At 40.4% G+C, this 18,408-nt stretch carries 16 protein-coding genes and 1 tRNA gene; 5 read left to right on the forward strand and 12 right to left on the reverse strand.

The window, feature by feature from the left end:
* Positions 1-6: 6 nt before the first annotated feature.
* From SYJ56_RS18290 to SYJ56_RS18300, 3 genes are all read left to right on the forward strand, one after another.
* Positions 7-228 carry a DUF433 domain-containing protein gene (locus tag SYJ56_RS18290; protein WP_323836631.1) on the forward strand — a complete coding sequence of 74 codons (222 nt, stop codon included), beginning with the start codon at positions 7-9 and terminating at the stop codon, positions 226-228.
* Positions 225-566: a DUF5615 family PIN-like protein gene (locus tag SYJ56_RS18295; protein WP_323836633.1), complete on the forward strand. Its 342-nt coding sequence runs from the start codon at positions 225-227 to the stop codon at positions 564-566. The genes SYJ56_RS18290 and SYJ56_RS18295 overlap by 4 nt, the downstream gene beginning before the upstream one ends.
* A gap of 72 nt (positions 567-638) precedes the next feature.
* The gene (locus tag SYJ56_RS18300; RefSeq protein ID WP_323836635.1) at positions 639-1,739 is read left to right on the forward strand and encodes a Gfo/Idh/MocA family protein; all 1,101 of its coding nucleotides are present in this window, start codon (positions 639-641) and stop codon (positions 1,737-1,739) included.
* A gap of 298 nt (positions 1,740-2,037) precedes the next feature.
* Here SYJ56_RS18300 and SYJ56_RS18305 read toward each other — a convergent pair whose 3' ends face one another.
* The 5 genes from SYJ56_RS18305 to SYJ56_RS18325 all read right to left on the reverse strand — a co-directional run bounded on the left by SYJ56_RS18305 (position 2,038) and on the right by SYJ56_RS18325 (position 7,989).
* Positions 2,038-2,841 (reverse strand): 3-keto-disaccharide hydrolase, encoded by an 804-nt coding sequence (locus SYJ56_RS18305; protein ID WP_323836637.1) that lies wholly within the window; start codon positions 2,839-2,841, stop codon positions 2,038-2,040.
* 81 nt (positions 2,842-2,922) lie between these two features.
* A complete protein-coding gene (locus tag SYJ56_RS18310; RefSeq protein WP_323836639.1) occupies positions 2,923-3,825 on the reverse strand; it encodes a diacylglycerol/lipid kinase family protein in 903 nt (300 codons plus the stop codon).
* A 13-nt stretch (positions 3,826-3,838) separates the two neighbouring features.
* Positions 3,839-4,882 (reverse strand): phosphatase domain-containing protein, encoded by a 1,044-nt coding sequence (locus SYJ56_RS18315; protein WP_323836641.1) that lies wholly within the window; start codon positions 4,880-4,882, stop codon positions 3,839-3,841.
* A 32-nt stretch (positions 4,883-4,914) separates the two neighbouring features.
* Positions 4,915-5,967, reverse strand: a complete 1,053-nt coding sequence (locus SYJ56_RS18320) for a M42 family metallopeptidase (RefSeq protein WP_323836643.1) — start codon at positions 5,965-5,967, stop codon at positions 4,915-4,917.
* A 138-nt stretch (positions 5,968-6,105) separates the two neighbouring features.
* Positions 6,106-7,989 (reverse strand): amidophosphoribosyltransferase, encoded by a 1,884-nt coding sequence (locus SYJ56_RS18325; RefSeq protein ID WP_323836646.1) that lies wholly within the window; start codon positions 7,987-7,989, stop codon positions 6,106-6,108.
* A gap of 736 nt (positions 7,990-8,725) precedes the next feature.
* On the opposite strand from SYJ56_RS18325, the gene SYJ56_RS18330 reads away from it, so the two are divergent.
* Entirely contained in the window at positions 8,726-10,129 is a 1,404-nt protein-coding gene (locus SYJ56_RS18330) for a sigma-54-dependent transcriptional regulator (protein ID WP_323836648.1), read from the forward strand.
* Here SYJ56_RS18330 and SYJ56_RS18335 read toward each other — a convergent pair.
* The 7 genes from SYJ56_RS18335 to lepA form a co-directional block, all read right to left on the reverse strand.
* Positions 10,126-12,654 carry a hybrid sensor histidine kinase/response regulator gene (locus tag SYJ56_RS18335; protein ID WP_323836650.1) on the reverse strand — a complete coding sequence of 843 codons (2,529 nt, stop codon included), beginning with the start codon at positions 12,652-12,654 and terminating at the stop codon, positions 10,126-10,128. The genes SYJ56_RS18330 and SYJ56_RS18335 overlap by 4 nt on opposite strands.
* Positions 12,655-12,699: 45 nt before the next feature.
* Positions 12,700-13,242, reverse strand: coding sequence for a DsrE family protein (locus SYJ56_RS18340; protein ID WP_323836652.1), 543 nt, complete (start codon positions 13,240-13,242; stop codon positions 12,700-12,702).
* A gap of 75 nt (positions 13,243-13,317) precedes the next feature.
* Positions 13,318-13,860, reverse strand: a complete 543-nt coding sequence (locus SYJ56_RS18345) for a HEPN family nuclease (protein ID WP_323836654.1) — start codon at positions 13,858-13,860, stop codon at positions 13,318-13,320.
* Between the two features lie 271 nt (positions 13,861-14,131).
* Positions 14,132-14,215: transfer RNA gene (locus SYJ56_RS18350), tRNA-Leu, on the reverse strand.
* Between the two features lie 126 nt (positions 14,216-14,341).
* Entirely contained in the window at positions 14,342-15,223 is an 882-nt protein-coding gene (locus tag SYJ56_RS18355) for a bifunctional 5,10-methylenetetrahydrofolate dehydrogenase/5,10-methenyltetrahydrofolate cyclohydrolase (RefSeq protein ID WP_323836656.1), read from the reverse strand.
* Between the two features lie 253 nt (positions 15,224-15,476).
* Positions 15,477-15,671, reverse strand: a complete 195-nt coding sequence (locus SYJ56_RS18360) for a four helix bundle protein (RefSeq protein WP_323836658.1) — start codon at positions 15,669-15,671, stop codon at positions 15,477-15,479.
* Between the two features lie 182 nt (positions 15,672-15,853).
* The gene (lepA, locus tag SYJ56_RS18365; protein WP_323836660.1) at positions 15,854-17,647 is read right to left on the reverse strand and encodes a translation elongation factor 4; all 1,794 of its coding nucleotides are present in this window, start codon (positions 17,645-17,647) and stop codon (positions 15,854-15,856) included.
* Positions 17,648-17,861: 214 nt separating this feature from the next.
* On the opposite strand from lepA, the gene SYJ56_RS18370 reads away from it, so the two are divergent.
* On the forward strand, positions 17,862-18,401 hold the full coding sequence (locus SYJ56_RS18370) for a DUF4924 family protein (protein ID WP_323836662.1): 540 nt from the start codon (positions 17,862-17,864) through the stop codon (positions 18,399-18,401).
* The last annotated feature ends 7 nt before the right edge of the window (positions 18,402-18,408 follow it).

Raw genomic sequence — 18,408 nt, forward strand, 5'->3', positions numbered from 1 at the left:
TTAGCTATGGAATTTAATAAGTATATCGAAATCAATCCCACCAAACGATTTGGTCAACCATCTATCATCGGTACTAGAATTTCGGTGGCGGATGTTTTAAACTGGCTGGCAAGCGGGATGACTAAAGAAGAAATCATTTCTGATTTCCCTGAATTATCCTTAGAAAGTATCAACGCATGTTTATTTTTTGCTGCAACTAGGGAAAAACACCTAGGAATTGCATCATGAAGCTTCTGTTCGACCAGAACATTTCGTATAGAATTGTCAAAAATCTTTCAGATATCTATCCAGAAGCGAAGCAAGTAAGAGAATTAGGGATTGAAGGCTTTACTGATCGAGAAATATGGGAATTCGCCAAGAGTGGAGATTTCATTATTGTCACCTTTGACGCTGATTTCTATCATTTCTCCCTTGTCTGGAATCACCCTCCAAAAATCATCTGGATTCGTTCAATTGTCCAAACCACCCCGGTAATTGAATCTTTATTAAGAAAACATTTGCGAGATATAGAACTTTTTAAGGTTGACTCCACCCTCTCTTGTCTCGAATTAATTGGAAAGCAATAAAAAGTAAATTCAATCACTTTCTTGCAAAGCCAATCCATTTTCTCGATTTTTTAGTTCTTAAACCCAAATCCCATGAAAGCCCTCTTCATTTTCAGCTTCTTCATTTTAGCCCTTAGCACTCAAACTTTTGCGCAGCAGAAGCGAACAAAGATCGGAGTAGCCGGTCTTACGCATGGACATGTGGGTTGGATTCTGGAAGCGAAGGATCGTGCTGATTTGGAGATTGTCGGAATCGCCGAACCGAATAGAGAATTAGCGAAAAGGCTTGCAGAGCAGCATGGGATTTCTATGGACCTGGTATTTGATTCCCTGGAGGAAATGTTAGAAAAAACGAAGCCTGAGGCCGTTACTGCTTTTGGTAATATTTATGATCATCTTGCTGTAGTAGAAGCCTGTGCCCCAAAAGGCATTCATGTGATGGTAGAAAAGCCTTTGGCTGTAAGCTTAGAGCATGCTCAAAAAATGAAAGAGCTTGCGGAGAAACACAATATTCACCTTATCACCAATTACGAAACCACTTGGTACCCGAGTACTTTTAAAGCTTATCAGATTCTCCAAAATGGAGAAGTCGGTGACCTGCGTAAAGTGGTGGTGCGCGATGGACATCGAGGGCCTAAAAAAATAGGAGTGAGCGATGAGTTCCTGGAATGGCTGACTGACCCAAAACTGAATGGCGGAGGTGCAATCATAGATTTTGGATGCTATGGAGCAAATCTGGTCACTTGGTTGGAAAATGGAAAACGTCCAAAATCAGTGACGGCAGTGACTCAGCAACTTCAAGCCGAAAACAATCCAAATGTGGATGATGAAGCTACCATTATCCTTAATTATGAAGATTCACAGGCCATCATTCAAGCTTCATGGAATTGGCCAATTGGCAGAAAAGATATGGAAATCTACGGACTCACAGGCGTTATCTACGCAGATAATCCTACTGATCTGAGAGTGAGAAAAGCAGAAGGATATTCCGGGTTTGAAGAAAATGAGTTCAAATTAGAATATGAGAATACACCTTTCGAAGATCCTTTCACTCTTTTCCTAGCTGTGATCAATGGGGAGCTGACTCTGGATGAGTATGCCCTCCCCTCACTGGAAAACAACATGATTGTAGTAGAAATCCTTTCTGCTGCTGTGGAAAGTGCCAGGACAGGTAAAACAGTGTATTTGAAGTAGAGTTTGTGAGACGGAAGACAGGAAACTGAAGTAGCCTAATTTTTAGCATCTGGCTGACCTATTAGGTATAGCATTTATTTATTATTCCAAAATAAAAAGCCGTTCGTGAGGACACGAACGGCGGCAATAGGATAAACGAATGGCGGAACTATGTTATAATAAATTACTGCACTTTGACAGAACAAACGACAGTAATCTAAAGGACTAATTCATACAATCTCTGCTCTAAGTCCTTGATTCTAAAATCTTGACTCTAGTATCTGAAATCTTGATACTTATGTCTTACTACTAGATCTTCTTATAGCTCTTTAATCTTCAGATTCTTAAAGACCACTCCCTGCCCTTCACTCTGCAATCCGATATATCCTTCGGTTAGCGCTTTACCATCCACTTTGTATTTGGGATCAAAATTAGCAGCTACTCCTCCGCCGATCTGAGGCTTGGTGTACTGAAGTACTGTATCTCCATTCACCATATGAATTACTAATGAATCGCCGTACACGATCAGGTCAGCCTTCACCCATTCATCCCATTTGAAAGTTGGAGAAGTAGAATTGATACAGTGACGTGGATCTTTTTCACCTTCGAAAAATACATCCGTACCTGGCGAGCACATGTTTCCTGTAGGCCTAGAAACCCCTTCCTCTTCCTCTGCCAGCATTTGCCACTCCACAGAAATAGGCCAGTCCTGCTCTTTCAATATTGTTTCTGGTGCTTGTGAATGAAACATTACCCCGCTATTTCTATAGGTGTAGCTGGCTGCATCTTCCAGCCATTGATCGGTAAATCTATATTCCCAAGTCATATGGAAGGCTGAAAAAGGCTTCTTGTAAAACAAATGCCCATAGCGGTCATTGAAGCCCTCATTGTAATCATCGTAATTCACGGCTATTGTGCCATCTACTACTCGAAATGTATTTTGATAATTATCGCCAGTTTCATGATGATAGATTTTCGGTGTCCAATCTTCCAGATTTTCACCATTAAACATCTCAATCCATTCTGCTTTTGGTTTTTCTGCAATTTGATTTTCACTTTTCTCTGACTTACAAGAAATCAAGGCACTTCCCAAAATGGAAGCTATTAGTACTTTTCTAAACATGGATGTAAAAGTTGATATAAAAAGATAGAGGGTAAGGTAAGAAATTCTGGAATTAAAAAAGTCAGTTTGGGATGAGTGAACTCAATCCGAGGAAATTTGGCAAGGTTTAAATGATTTGCCAGTCACAAACTTAAATGCATGTTTTTCTATCGTAGCCGTGACTGTTTCAGGAGTATTCATCATTTCACCATCAATCTGAAATTTTGCCCCTTCCAAATTTGTGATATGACAACTGGATACACTCCACGAATATATAGCTTCCAGTTCATCCAGATCGCCTTTCATAAATGCCACTGTCACTTTCACATAATCCTCAGCAGACTCTGGATTGAGTGATATCACTTCAAATTTACCATCATCCATAATGCCTTTGCAATTAATAATTGCACCTGTCCCATATTTATCTCCGTTGGCGATCACTATCATCTTTGCCGTGATGTCTATCGTTTCATTGTCCAACTTCAATTTGAATTTTTTCGACTCTGAAGTAAATATCTCCGACAATGAATTTTTGAAATAACCGAACATCCCCCGAGAATCATCTTCCTCAAACTTTTTGATCAGGTTTGCATTCATTCCAAAATCTGCCAAGTGCAGACATAGTTCTCCATTGATATGAATTGCATCGATATTGTGAACTTTAAAGTCACGAACAGCCTCCCAACCATCAGCAATCATATCAATTCCCATGCATTTTGCCAATCCATTGGCCGATCCCATCGGAATAATGGCCAAAGGCACATCTTGCTCTTTCAGGCTTTTGGCTACCATTTTCACTGTACCATCTCCTCCTCCTATTATTACAAGCTCAGGTTGATGTTTTTGAAATTCTCTCAGTACCAACTCATCATCCTTCTCACCTGTTGTTTCTACCAGAAATGGTGTAAAATTAGGAAGCTTCACTTCAAGCATCTCTACAATTTCATCCCTTTCAAACCCATTAGAACCAGATATTGGATTAAACACAAAAAGACAGTTTTTCATAATCTAGCGCTGGCTATTTAATGCTCATTTCGTGTTCTAAAATCTGTATTGCCTCTTGGGAGCTTTCAATAAAATGAAAATTGGTTTGAGAAATAGCCTTCTCCAGGTTTTGCCTCCTATCCGAGTCCAACTCATCAACTAAGCGGATAAATACTCCTTTCACGCGATTGGGGTGCTTCTCAATTACCTCTGCGTAGATTTCCGGATCTTTTTGCCCACTATCACCAATTAAATAAAAGGACATTTCAGGATACAGCTTAAAAAGCAATTCTATCTTTTCGAACTTGTGATTATGATTACCTCCTCCCGATTTCCATACATTGGATAGGTTAATATGCTTGTCTTTGAGCAAGATCGGCCCATTTGGAATATGGCGGAACCGCAGAAAATCCTTGATCAAATCAAATAATGACCAATCACTGCTGGATACATAGAACATTGGATATGAGCCATTTTCGGTTAGTTTTTTATAAAACTCAGATACGCCAGGAAGAGGTCTTCTGGTTAATGCATTTTTAGATATGGAGAGCCAAAATTTTTTCCCTATGTCTGTAGAATGAGAAATGATAATAGTATCATCTATATCAGAGATGGCGCCTACGCTCCCTGAATATCTTTCGACCTCCATTGTAGCTGTAGAAGTCGAAGATTTCCTAGTGACTGGCTCTAGTACTACGAAGGTAACCATCTCATTATGTGTATCAACGGGTCTGGAATCCCCGATCTGTAACTCAAATACCCCATCATCGTCAGTTGCCACAGTATAGCTTTTCTCTTGAAAAGTAATTTCTACTTTAGCCATAGAAACAGATGATCCAGCATACCTTCTTACTGATGCGATGATATTAGATAGCCAATTATTACGGGAAGAAGGCCTTTTCTGCGTATAAGGCTTAATTACTCTCCCCTTGAAAAAAACATCTGTGTTGTTTCCAAAGGCTAAAAAAGGCTCTACTTTTATTTTATCCTGCTTGTTAATACCCATTAAATAAACTGCTAGTTGATATGCCATTATAATGGCAATAATCACGCAGATAATAATGGATATCTTTTTCATACCAATGGGGCAGATTACGTTACCTTACTGAATCAATACTTCCAATCGTATTGATCAATCTGTTCCAGACAGGCTTTTAACAACGCAATAGATTCAGCTATATCTTTTTTGTTAGCCATTTCTATTACTTGATGTAGATGTCTAGTTGGGATGGAAATAGCTCCTGCTATAGCTCCTTGCTTACCCATTCTCTGCACACCTGCTGTATCAGTACCTCCTGCAACCAAAATCTCAGGCTGCCATGAAATCGAAGCCTTATCAGCAGTCTGCTTCATAAATTCCACCATACGATAATCGCAGATCGTCATGGCATCCATAATCTTAATAGCTGTGCCTTTTCCTAGTTCTGTCACTTTTTCATGAGCCTGAGCTCCCGGCACATCAAAAGCAATCGTCGTATCCAGTGCAATTCCGAAATCAGGATTAATTCCATGTGCAGCCACATTAGCACCACGTAGACCAACCTCCTCCTGTACAGTAAAGGTAGCATACACGTCATATGCTGGATTTTCCAATTGCTTGAGTGTTTCAATTAAAATAAATACAGCTACTCGGTTATCGATCGACTTACAATTCACACAATCACCCATTTCGATTAATTCCCGATCTCTTGTCACAGGATCTCCAATAGTGATATATTTCTCAACCTCCTCCTTAGACATTCCTAGATCAATAAAAAAGTCTGTGGTTTTCGGGAGTTTGGTTCTTTCTTCAGCTGACATCACATGAATAGGCTTGCTACCCATTACTCCTACCAAATCCTTTTTACCATGGACAATCACACGCTGTGCAGTGAGTGTCTTAGGATCAAAGCCTCCCAAAGTATGAAACCTTAAAAAACCATTATCATCAATGTGAGTAACGATAAAGCCGATCTCATCCATGTGAGCGGCGATCATTACCCGCTTACCATCAGGATTTCTCTTGCCTTTTTTGACGGCAATTACATTTCCTATGTTATCTACTTTGACCTCATCCGCCAGTGGAGTGACTAAGTCAATTACTAAATCACGAACTCTTTTCTCAAAGCCAGGTGCTCCGGCTATTTCACAAATTTCCTTTAAAAGGGCTACGTTTATGTCCATTATCTATTTTATCTTAGTGGGTGAAATTAATAATTTGAAATGTCTTGAAAGAAAAAAGGCACAAAGAATAACTTCAATGTGCCTTTAATAATAAGTTTTTATGCCCTAAATGTGCATAAGTTATATTTGCCAAAAATATTAGTAAGCTCTTACAGTCTTGCCTTCCATGAAATTGACAAAAGACTTATTTACTACTCTCATCCCACCTGTGGTAGGATAATCCCCAGTAAAATACCAGTCGCCAAGATGATCTGGGCAGCATTTGTGAAGGTTGCTTACTGTCTGGTAAATCACTTTCACTTCAGCCTTAATATCTTCATTGGTTACTATCTCGGAGATTTTTTCAGATATCTCATCATCGGTAAAAGAGTTGTAAACACCTTTTACAAAATTTTCAGTAGAATAAGGTGACGCTACACAAGAATCATACACCTGATCTAACGTGTTTTCGATTTTTCTCTCTTTAAGCAAAGCCAAAGCTGCTCTGAAAGCAATGAATTCCTTCATCTTAGACATATCTATGCCGTAACAGTCAGGGAACCTGATCTGAGGAGCTGAAGAAACGATTATGATGCGCTTTGGATTTAGCCTATCGAGTGTAGTTAGAATACTTTTCTCAAGTGTGGTACCCCGGACAATACTATCATCTATCACTACAAGCGTATCAATACCCGACTTGATCACCTCATAGGTAGTATCATACACATTGGCTACTATCGTATCGCGATCCTCGTCATTAGTGATGAAAGTCCGCAATTTCACGTCCTTGCTTACGAGTTTTTCTACTCTGGGACGGAAATTCAGCAATTCATCCAAATCACCCATATGTGGCTTACCATCCACGAACACCTCTCTACGCTTAGCTGCTAAATAATCCTCCAACCCTTCAATCATACCAAGAAAAGCAGTTTCAGCGGTATTTGGAATGTAGGAAAACACAGTATTCTTAAGGTCGAAATCAATCGCTTTCAAAATCTGAGGAATTAAAGCTCTACCGAGGTTTTTCCGCTCTTGGTAGATATTTGGGTCAGTACCTCTGGAAAAATAAATCCGCTCAAACGAGCATGATTTCTTCTCCCTAGCAGGCATAATTTCTGATTCTGCATATGAGCCATCCTTATTGATAACCAAGGCATGGCCAGGCTGAATCTCCTTGATGGAATTAAAATTGATATTGAATGCCGATTTGATAGCAGGCTTTTCAGAAGCAACTACAATCACCTCATCATCAGCATAATAATACGCGGGACGAATGCCCGAAGGATCTCTCACCACGAAGGCTGAGCCATTCCCGACGATACCAGCCATAGCATAGCCCCCATCAAAATCTCTACAAGATCTCCTGAGTATCCTAGCCATATCCAATTCATTTTCAATCAATTGCGTGATCTGCTCATTAGAGAATTGGTGCTTGTACTTATCAAAAATGCGTTGATTTTCCTCGTCAAGGAAGTGGCCAATTTTCTCCATCACTGTGACGGTATCGGTTTTCTCCTTAGGGTGCTGACCTAACTGCACAAGCTTGTCAAAAAGCTCCTCTACGTTAGTCATATTGAAGTTACCAGCCATTACTAGGTTCCGGCTTCTCCAGTTGTTTTGCTTTAGGAAAGGGTGACAAGTCTCTATCGAGTTTTCGCCGTGCGTCCCATATCTCAGGTGCCCAAGCCAAACTTCCCCAGTAAAAGCAATATTCTCTTTCAGCCAATTACCATCCGTAAGGGCATCATGGCCTCCGATTTTCTTGGCTTTTTTGTATTTACGGTTGATTTTGTCAAAGATGTAATTGACGGCTGACGGCTCAATTGATCTATATCTGCTGATATATCGAGTCCCAGGCTTGGTGTCAATCTTGACATTGGCGACACCCGCGCCATCCTGACCTCTATTGATTTGTTTTTGCATCAAAACATAGAGCCTGTTAGAGGCAAAAGCTGCTGTTCCATACTTATCAATGTAATATTGGGCAGGTTTTCGCAATCTAATCATTGCTATGCCGCATTCGTGTTTGATAGCGTCACTCATAGAGTCTGGCAAATGTTATTTTGAAGATTCAAAGGTAGTTGTTTTCTGAAGATAATCTGGGCTAAATAAGTTCTCTTTACTTCCAATAAATTTGGAAATCAGAGCCTATTTTGATCTATCTCAAATGAGCACCATGCATACTTATGCGTAGTTTTTAAGGGATTTTATAAGGACATTCCAACATCACTACTCCTGAATTCAGCCTAAATCAGTCCTATCTCCCGATAATCGAAGTCGGCACAAGGATGGACAACTAACTAAGCCAAGGTAATATGGGCTGATAATTGTTGGTTTTCCCTGGAATCCAAAATCCATTTCACATCTGTTGAAAGCTGTTTAAATTTCTAAATTTATTTTTGGGTCATTCGTCTTCGATCTACCATTTCAGAGAACACAGCAAGCACAAACGTAGCAGGAACATGAAAACCATAACCTGCGACAAAAAGATAAGTGATGAATTGAACTAGAAGCTTTAGCCAAACTAATCAAGCAGCAATAGCTGCACATAATAAGACTTCTGGCTTACGTATCCTAAAAGCTTGATAAATGTTGCATTTTGATGGCACATTTCGAAACGAAGTCCTATTAGGTTACAAACCTGAAGTGGAAATCGCGAAAAAATATTATCGTTAAGGGATAGAAACTCGAGATTAGTTGCCCAATTACCCAAGTTATAATGCATCGTGCACTTGTCTGGTGCTTTTTTTGTTAATTGGTTTTACAAAGAAAGTTATTCATGAAGCATATATTATTAGTAGAGGATGACCTGACTTATTCAAGGATAGTTAAAACTTTCCTGGAGAAAAATGGATTTACAGTTCAGACTGCCATCAAGGTCAAAGAAGCTCAACAACTTTTTAGCAATTCTAAATTCGATTTGATCATCGCCGATTTCAGATTGCCTGACGGAACAGGGATGGAATTGCTTCAGTGGTCAAAAAGCAACTATCCACAAACTCAGGTTATTCTTATCACTCACTACTCGGATATAAGAATTGCTATCAAGGCCATGAAATTAGGGGCTTTCGAATATATCACTAAACCAATAAACCCCGATGAGCTTTTGGCAACAGTGAAAGAATCCCTATCAGCTAAAATACCTGACACCAGGTCAGTCGATACTACCGCTATCCCCTCTTCTTCTCCTAAGAAAAATTTCAACAGTAGCTATGTAATTGGTAGCTCAATAGAAGCTGAAAAACTAGAAAAGCATATCCAGCTGGTCGCACCAACTGACCTGAGTGTTCTTGTTTTGGGAGAAACCGGGACAGGAAAGGAATTTATTTCAAAAAGAATTCATGATTATTCCACCAGAAAAGACGGCCCTTTTATCGCGATAGATTGCGGAGCTTTGCCCAAAGAACTTGCTGGAAGTGAACTATTCGGTCATGTAAAAGGAGCTTTTACAGGAGCACTGGAAAATAAAACGGGCCACTTCGAAATGGCAAATGGCGGCACTATATTTCTGGATGAAATCGGAAACTTAAGCTATGAAGTTCAGATACAATTACTTAGAGCAATCCAAGAAAGAACAATTCGGAAAATAGGTGGCAATAAAGAAATCCAAATCGATGTACGAATTATAGCAGCTACAAATGACAATCTAATATTGCAGGCAGGAGATGGACATTTCAGAGAAGATTTATACCATAGGTTGAACGAGTTTACACTAAGTGCTATTCCGCTTCGAAGCAGAAAAGAAGATCTCGAAGACTTCGCAGATCAATTCTTGGAAGAGAGTAATGAGCGACTCGGAAAAAGTGTCAAAGGCTTCACTCCTGAGGTTTGGGAGATATTTCTTGGCTATGATTGGCCAGGCAATTTGCGGGAATTACGTAATATTATCAAACGCGCCGTACTCCTATCATCGGAATCTCATGTGGAGAAAGAAGCGCTGCCTGCGGATTTGTATGAAGCATATCCTAGCATAGAGGGGACAAGGGGAAGTCATAACTCCTTATCAGGCAAGGCAGATTTACCTTCTCCTAAAGATTACAAATCCCAATGGGTAGAGCAAGAAAAGGAATTGATTCAAAAAGTACTGATGGACACTAAGTTCAACAAGTCGAAAACAGCACGAATTCTCAATATGGATCGTAAGACGCTTTACAGTAAAATGGAAAAATACGGTCTAGACTAACTTTCTACGCTTGCTGTGTTTTTGATGGTCTCGGTAAGCGCAGTCAGCAAGATGTTTACTTCCTCATCTAGCTGATTTAGCGTATCACTGAGACCATTTTTATTTCCTATTTTCAAACTGTTTTCCACCCTTCTGGCAGTATGGCCGGCAGAACTTTTTATTTGTCCCAGTCGACTTCCAAGTTGATGACAGATCTCAAGTATCTGGTCATAGTTATCATTCAATCTGGCCTTTTTCATCTTGTTGAGATCATTTCGGGTCTCTATCACCAATTCCCGCACTATATCCTGTAGCAATATTTCATCCCCCATGCAGAACCTCGCCAAATCTTTCAACTGAAATAAACTGCTGTCTGATTCGCTAATCTTCTTACTCATAGGCGTATCTTTCACTACATGATCTGGGAAAAATTTACCCAAACACTCAATCAAAACCCGCTCTTGGAAAGGCTTGAAAATAATCTCCGTGAAGCCACTGTCCATCATTTTTTCTCGCTCCTCCACAAAGACATTAGCCGTCATCGCTAGAATCGGAATTTCCTTGTACTTGTCAATAGATCGTAACTTTTTTACAACATCAAAACCTGAAAACTCAGGCATCTGTATATCCAAAATCGCAAGATCAAAATCAATCTCTACAAACTTATCGCGGAAATTGGTTCCACCAGGATAGGAGATGATCGATGCGCCAAAGTAACTAAGAATAGTTTCCAAATATCGTATACCCACCTTGTCATCATCCACTAAAAGGATTCTTACCCCAGACAGCTCAAGAGAAACTACTTCATCCGGATTGAATTCTACTTGCTGAGATTCGGTACAAACCATTGGCAATTTCACCAACATGGAAGTACCCCCATGCTCCACACTTGAGGCAGTAATCTCACCCTTCATCAGAGATACCAGGCGCTGCACAATCGCCAAGCCTAGTCCAGTCCCTCCATATTTTCTTGAGATCGAAGTATCCGCCTGATCAAATTCCCGGAATACCTTCTCAAGCACTGCAGGAGACATTCCGATACCGGTGTCCTTAATTTCCACAGTTAGTACATCTTTCTCCCACCCCACTTTTACACAGATTGACCCTTCTGAAGTAAATTTAAATGCATTGCTTAGCAGATTATTCAGTATTTGCTTGAGTCGCAGTTGATCTCCGACCAGCCACTTATCTTCAGGAAGATCCAACGACCATTCAAAATCGACTTTCTTCTCGGAAGCCTGCAACTCGAAGAAATTCTGCAAAGAGGAAAAAAGCAATTCCGGATCAAATGGATGTGACTCCAACTTCAATTTACCCGCCTCCAACTTTGAGAAATCCAGTACTTCATCTACGATTTCCATTAGGGTATCAGAAGCAAAACCTATCATTCTCAGGTGAGATTGTTGACCGGAATCCAGCTCAGACTTTTCTAGCACAGACCTATAGCCCTGAATCACATGAAGAGGATTTCTAATTTCATGACTCATATTAGCCAAAAACTCCTGCTTGGATCTCGCAAGCTGCTCTGATTTTTGTCTGGAAGCCTCAAGATTTTCCTGATATTTTTTAGTTATTTTGATCTCTTTCAATATTGAATAGACCATAATAGCCGCTCCTATTACTGCCAAGATCACAATCATGATCAAGATATAGGTCATATCGTAGGTCAGCTCATAGGCCGAATCGTTTTGCCTATCAGATTTCACTACGGCGCGCTGCTGAAGGGTGGTTACCAGATTTTGAATTGTATTGATGATCTCGCTTTGGCTGACAGAAATATCAGCTTCCATTTTAGCAAGTCTTTGTCTTTGCAAAGACTCTTCTCTGTTGACTCTATTTATTACCCCTTTAATATTGTATAACACACTATCCAAGGTTTGCTCAGGAGGTAAATTGGGGTCACGGAGATTTTGTTTCTGCAAGTCGCGCAAATACGCTATAGACTTGTCATTCTCCTTTGCAATAATTGTCTTTTGCTCTTCCTTATTAGACTTGGCTTCCTGACGGGAAGTAATCTCCTGCTGAAGCTCATTAAAAAGATAGTCTTTAGGATTGATTTTTTCTATAGGTTGCAGCTCCAAACTAGCTGCACGTCTTCGAATTCCAAGCTCCACTTTATTGAGTGCTTCTTGTGTGAAATTCCGATTCGCCAGGTTGGTCTTTATTTCATACAGGTTAATAAACCCTACGATAAGGGTATCCAAATTAGTTTGCACGCTATGGATATAGGAGTTCTCAAGGGAATCTTCGGCTAATGAGCCTAATTCCCTTAGCTTTTTCTTCAATGAAATGATACTGGAATCCTGAACCCTAAAGTCCTCATCAATTCTGGAATGATCCACTTGCGTAATCTGGATAATCTCAGCCTGAAGCTCAATAAGAAGATTAAGTTTTTGATTAGGCGAAGCCAGGTCCTTCATGGTATCAAGAAGCCTATTCTGAGTATAAAAAGTCAACCCTGCCATTCCGATCAGGAAAATGGCGGATATGAAAAAGCTGGTAACGACTTTCCCTGCTGTACTGGAACTTGGGAATTTTCTCTTCATCAAAAACACATTACCCTAGGAACCAATAATTATTCCAACTGGATATTAAAATTTAAAGACAGTATAACCTTTTGGTACATACGTAGTCACAGTGGTCATGGCCGAAAGTGCCACATCTACCCCTAAGTATAAATCAGCTTTTTTGAAGCCTCTGGCATGCAAGGATTGCCCACAAACGAGCACCTCTACACCCGCTGCCTCCAATGCCTCGTACACTGGAAGATTTGGGTTGTCTGTATTGAAACGCTTATTATACTCCTCATTATTCAGCAAAGTGAAGATCGCCCCACCATGAACGACTACCTTCACATGCATACGCTCTTGAGAAACACCAGCAAGGCCATGAAGATTCATCATGCGAGCCACATTATCTACCCAACGACTGATTTCAGCATTTTCTGCACCACCCGTGGACATATCCACTAAGATATAATAATCCAAGCTTGCATCTGGCCTTTCGATGGCATCCGGCACATCATAGATTCCTCCAAACCCCTTTACAAGAGGAAATTGGGCTGTTTGGGCAAAAGTAAACTCAGTAGCCAGAAAAGTAAGACAAAAGATAGCCGAAGCAAATAAACGAGTCATAAGTCAGTAATTAGGCTGAAAATGTAAGGAAAATAACGGGGAGAAGGGAAGGGGTTGGTGGAAAAATATACTTCTTTAAGGATTCAGATCATTCCTGTCAATGGCTTGCAAATGCCCTACATATCTCCTAAAAATATTTTGAAACTGCTCTAACAAATAACCCATACCACTTAGTGGGACAACTATTTCACATACTCTAGAACCACTTTCATTTTTATCTAAAAAGTTTACAGAAACATTCGGTTTAAATGTGACTCTAGCGTGTGCAACAGCATTACGAATATGTCTCACAAAATCAATAGACTTTGAATCGGATTCGTAGGTTGAAGAGGCTTTCAATTTAATTAGATCAATAAATTTATTTAAATTATCGAACTCAGCAGGAAATTGATTCTCTAACAATTGTTTAGGCATTACTAACATTGCATATAAAGTCATTAGTAATGCACCTTGATTATCAACTTGTATTTGCTTTAAAGAATTTTTTATAAATGGATCTCCAAATTTCATTTGGTCATAATAATCTGATTCGAAAAAATTGTTATTCTTTAATTCAACCAACAAAACGGTAGTGAAATGAGCCTGAAGTAGTAAATTATCTTCTTGAGATAGAGTCATAATTATTCTTTAAATATTCAATGGCAATATACCTTTACAAGCCTAAACAAAACTATTCCGTTCCACCGTTCGTGCAAGACGTTTCCCTATTTCTATTTGTTAGTCCTGCAAGGCAGCCACAAGCCGAGGTACGCGAAAATAAACAAGTCCAGCTTCTGGAGAAGCAGGATAACTCAGCGACCTCCGCGAAAAACTCTGCGTCCACCGCGGTTAAATATCCAAAATTATAAATAAAAAAGCCTCAACCGAATAAACGATCAAGACCTTTATGTGCGCACGAGAAGATTCGAACTTCCACACTACTTAAAGCACCAGCCCCTCAAGCTGGCGTGTCTACCAGTTTCACCACGTGCGCGGGTTAACAGATTGCAAAAGTACCCGACTTGCCTATTCCATGCAAATCCGATTCAAACCTTTTACGTTTATTTTCTTTGGAATTACCATTAGGCCTCTGTTCGTGTTCCACGAACAGAACTAACTATCACCCGTAAACTTTCTTTTCTGCCGCCAAGAGCGTATTGTATAGCAAAGACGCTATCGTCATCGGTCCAACTCCACCCGGCACCGGAGTGATCGCAGAAGCAATCTCAGCTACTTCGTCAAACTTCACATCTCCAACCAATTTGAAACCAGACTTCTTGCTGGCATCTTCGATTCTATGGATTCCCACATCGATTACCACCGCACCAGGCTTGACCATATCGGCAGTGACAAAATGAGGTTTGCCCAAAGCTACGATCAGGATATCAGCAGTTTTGGTGATTTCCGGAAGATTGGCAGTTCGGCTATGAGTCAGTGTCACCGTTGCATTTCCAGGATAGCCATTTCTAGCCATGAGAATACTCATCGGACTTCCAACAATATGACTTCTACCGATCACCACGCAGTGCTTGCCTGATGTCTCAATATTGTATCTCTTAAGCAATTCGATGATCCCATAAGGAGTTGCCGCCACATAAGCTGGCCAGTTCAAAGCCATACGTCCTACGTTTGCAGGGGTAAAACCATCCACATCCTTTTCAGGCTTGATCTTATCGGTCACTTTCTCCACAGAAATATGCTTAGGCAAAGGAAGCTGAACAATCAATCCATCGATTGACGGATTTTCATTGATATCAGCAACTACTTTCAGCAGTTCTGCTTCAGAGACATTGTCATCCAATCTCACCAAGGTGGATTCAAAACCACATTCTCCACAAGCCTTCACCTTTGCATTCACATAAGTTTGGCTGGCACCATCACTGCCCACGAGAATAGCCGCTAGATGGGGAGTTTTGCCTCCTTCGGCTTTGATTTCCGCTACCCGAGCAGCAATTTCTGATTTGATTTGTGATGAGGTGAGTTTCCCGTCAATTAAGATCATTTGATTTACGAATTACGATTTTGGATTTACGAGATCCTCTGGAACTCCAACCCTTGAATTATATTATAAAGCATCTTAGAAGCTATTTAATTATTATTTCGTTCAGCAGTCTCCACACTTTTAACAAAGATTAAAATCAACTGGTTACATTCATTCTGTAGACCAACTATTGCTTGACTATCCAGATGAAGCTTAGCTTTTTCAATAATCTTGATGGCTACACCACTTTCTCTCAGTTCTTTCAGCACCACTTTCATCTTATGGAAAAATCCTTTCGGGATTCTCCAGACTGCGCTTCCCCATAATTCAGAGCTGGTGAAGTACCACTTCGGAGAAGCTGATTTGCCATATGGTTTCCAGCTTTGGAATTCACCATGGAATCGGTAAAGGAAATAATAGCAGCAGCGAACTCGATTAATCGATTCTCTAAATCATATTTCCTTTCCATGGGCAAATATTTTTAGCAGCTCGTCCTTAGAGAATTATTTCTTTATTTGATATTTAGCGTCCGTGATAAAACTTTACTTCATTATTCGAAATTCAGTATTCTACATTCGATATTAAAATGCATAAATAATGAACACCGAATGATGAATATTGAATGTTGAAGTGGCAGAAACCATCTTCGAGTTAATCTAACTTCAGCACGGCCATAAATGCCTCCTGAGGCACCTCGACGTTACCGACTTGTCTCATTCGCTTCTTACCTTTTTTCTGCTTTTCCAGGAGTTTACGCTTACGGGATATATCACCACCATAACACTTCGCCAATACATTTTTACGCAAAGCTTTCACTGTTTCTCTGGCAATGATTTTCTGTCCGATTGCTGCCTGAATAGCGATTTCAAACATCTGACGAGGTACAAGTTCTTTCAATTTCTCACAAAGTCTTCTGCCCCAATCGTATGCTTTATCTCTGTGAACTACTGCGGAAAGTGCATCGACCGGCTCACCGTTTAGCATCACATCAAGTCTTACCATGTGTGAAACTTCGTAGCCTTTCAGTTCATAATCCAAGGAAGCATAGCCTCTTGAAATAGTTTTCAGCTTATCAAAGAAGTCAAAGACAATCTCCGCCAAAGGCATATCAAAAGTAAGTTCCACACGCTCAGAAGTCAGGTAAATCTGATTTTTGATCTGCCCACGCTTGTCCATGCAAAGTGTAATCACTGCTCCTACATATTCAGAGGCAGTGATAATGGAAGCTTTCACATAAGGCTCTTCGATATGCTTCATCCTCGTTGGATCCGGCATATCTGATGGTGCATTGATTACCTGATAGGTATCATTGGTCATCAGCGCTTTGAACTGAACCGAAGGCACCGTGGTAATCACAGTCATATCAAATTCACGTTCCAGACGCTCTTGAATAATCTCCATGTGAAGCATTCCCAAGAATCCGCAACGGAATCCAAAGCCCAAAGCCATGGAAGTCTCAGGCTCCCATACTAGGGAAGCATCATTCAACTGAAGCTTCTCCATCGAATAGCGAAGCTCTTCATAGTCTGTAGTCTCTACAGGATAGATACCTGCAAAAACCATTGGCTTCACGTTTTCAAAACCTTGGATAGCTTTATCGCAAGGTCTTTTAATATGTGTGATGGTATCACCTACTTTGATTTCCTTGGCTACTTTTACTCCAGAGATCAGGTAACCTACGTTACCGGCGCTCATGGTTTGCTGAGGTATTTGGTTTAGTCCCAAAATCCCAATTTCATCCGCCTCGTATTCCTTCCCTGTGTTGACAAATTTGATTTTATCGCCTTTGCTAAACGTACCATTGAAAATTCTAAAAATTACCTCCACACCGCGGAATGGATTGTAAACCGAGTCAAAAATCATCGCTTGAAGCGGTGCATCCGGATCTCCTTTTGGAGCAGGAATTCTATTCACCACAGCTTTCAGGATATCGTCAATACCTACACCTGTTTTGCCGGAGGCTAAAATAATATCTTCTCTATCGCAGCCGATCAAGTCAATCACTTCGTCTGCAACTGCCTCCGGATCTGCACCAGGAAGATCAATTTTATTCAATACCGGAATGATTTCCAAATCATGACCAAGGGCCAAATATAAATTGGAAATAGTCTGTGCTTCCACACCCTGAGATGCATCCACGATCAACAAAGCACCTTCACAGGCAGCAATAGACCGGGAAACCTCGTATGAAAAATCCACGTGACCTGGAGTATCAATCAGATTGAGCGTGTAAACCTCCCCCTCATGAGTATATTTCATTTGGATCGCATGGGACTTGATCGTGATCCCACGTTCTCGCTCCAGATCCATATTATCCAACAACTGGTTCTGCATATCGCGATCTGCGACAGTATCGGTTTGCTGCAGTAACCTATCCGCCAATGTACTTTTCCCATGATCAATATGGGCTATAATACAGAAATTCCTTATTTTTTGCATATCCATTCTTGGCGCAAAAGTAGTAAATATCTAGTAGATAAGAGAATTTTCAAACTCAATGATCAAGTTTCGACGACCCAATTCGACTAGTGACCTTCGTCTTTGCGAGAAGTGAGGGACGAACGACGAAGCAATCTCAAGGTATTAAAGATTGCTTCGGTCATTCTTCCCTCGCAATAGTGCAGTATTCCCTAACTTTGCACTTTCAAAATCCAGTAAAATGCAGTCAGTAGCCGAAAACAAAAAGTCCAACAATATTGCCGAATACATTATCTACATGTACCAAATGGAGGACCTGATCCGATCTTACCAAGGAAATGCTGATGAAATCAAAACCTTTGTAGTGGAGAAATATCCCGTTTCGGAGGATGCGAAAAAGGAGATAACAGTTTGGTATTTAAAACTTCTAGCCCAGATGAAATCTCAGGATATTTTGGAAAAAGGACATTTGGAGGAATTGAATGTGATAGTTTCTGAGCTAGCCCAAATCCACTGGAATCTGCTCAAAACTGACCCAACCTATTTTGAAGCTTATGGAAAGGCCAAACCATTTATCCTCGAAGCAGTAATGCAAGCAGAAGGCCAAGACTTGGGAAATGAAATTCAAATCTGCCTGAATGGAGTTTACGGCTTATTGCTTTGCAGGCTTCTTGGGAAGAAAGTAACCGATGAGCAATTGAAGTCAGCGGACGCTTATGGAGACGTCCTCAGCACACTGAGCTATCATTACAAAGTGAAGAATTCTATTTCGAAGAATTGATGAAATA

The organism is Algoriphagus aurantiacus (genome assembly GCF_035156405.1).
In the GTDB taxonomy this organism is placed as follows: domain Bacteria; phylum Bacteroidota; class Bacteroidia; order Cytophagales; family Cyclobacteriaceae; genus Algoriphagus; species Algoriphagus aurantiacus.

Bases quoted from the DNA above. Each gene is read 5' to 3' on its own strand.
- SYJ56_RS18310 (WP_323836639.1), bottom strand. From the start codon at position 3,825: ATGAAAAACTGTCTTTTTGTGTTTAATCCAATATCTGGTTCTAATGGG.
- SYJ56_RS18330 (WP_323836648.1), top strand. From the start codon at position 8,726: ATGAAGCATATATTATTAGTAGAGGATGACCTGACTTATTCAAGGATA.
- SYJ56_RS18345 (WP_323836654.1), bottom strand. From the start codon at position 13,860: ATGACTCTATCTCAAGAAGATAATTTACTACTTCAGGCTCATTTCACT.
- SYJ56_RS18335 (WP_323836650.1), bottom strand. From the start codon at position 12,654: ATGAAGAGAAAATTCCCAAGTTCCAGTACAGCAGGGAAAGTCGTTACC.
- SYJ56_RS18320 (WP_323836643.1), bottom strand. From the start codon at position 5,967: ATGGACATAAACGTAGCCCTTTTAAAGGAAATTTGTGAAATAGCCGGA.
- SYJ56_RS18340 (WP_323836652.1), bottom strand. From the start codon at position 13,242: ATGACTCGTTTATTTGCTTCGGCTATCTTTTGTCTTACTTTTCTGGCT.
- SYJ56_RS18325 (WP_323836646.1), bottom strand. From the start codon at position 7,989: ATGAGTGACGCTATCAAACACGAATGCGGCATAGCAATGATTAGATTG.
- lepA (WP_323836660.1), bottom strand. From the start codon at position 17,647: ATGGATATGCAAAAAATAAGGAATTTCTGTATTATAGCCCATATTGAT.
- SYJ56_RS18315 (WP_323836641.1), bottom strand. From the start codon at position 4,882: ATGAAAAAGATATCCATTATTATCTGCGTGATTATTGCCATTATAATG.
- SYJ56_RS18355 (WP_323836656.1), bottom strand. From the start codon at position 15,223: ATGATCTTAATTGACGGGAAACTCACCTCATCACAAATCAAATCAGAA.
- SYJ56_RS18300 (WP_323836635.1), top strand. From the start codon at position 639: ATGAAAGCCCTCTTCATTTTCAGCTTCTTCATTTTAGCCCTTAGCACT.
- SYJ56_RS18370 (WP_323836662.1), top strand. From the start codon at position 17,862: ATGCAGTCAGTAGCCGAAAACAAAAAGTCCAACAATATTGCCGAATAC.
- SYJ56_RS18290 (WP_323836631.1), top strand. From the start codon at position 7: ATGGAATTTAATAAGTATATCGAAATCAATCCCACCAAACGATTTGGT.
- SYJ56_RS18305 (WP_323836637.1), bottom strand. From the start codon at position 2,841: ATGTTTAGAAAAGTACTAATAGCTTCCATTTTGGGAAGTGCCTTGATT.
- SYJ56_RS18295 (WP_323836633.1), top strand. From the start codon at position 225: ATGAAGCTTCTGTTCGACCAGAACATTTCGTATAGAATTGTCAAAAAT.
- SYJ56_RS18360 (WP_323836658.1), bottom strand. From the start codon at position 15,671: ATGGAAAGGAAATATGATTTAGAGAATCGATTAATCGAGTTCGCTGCT.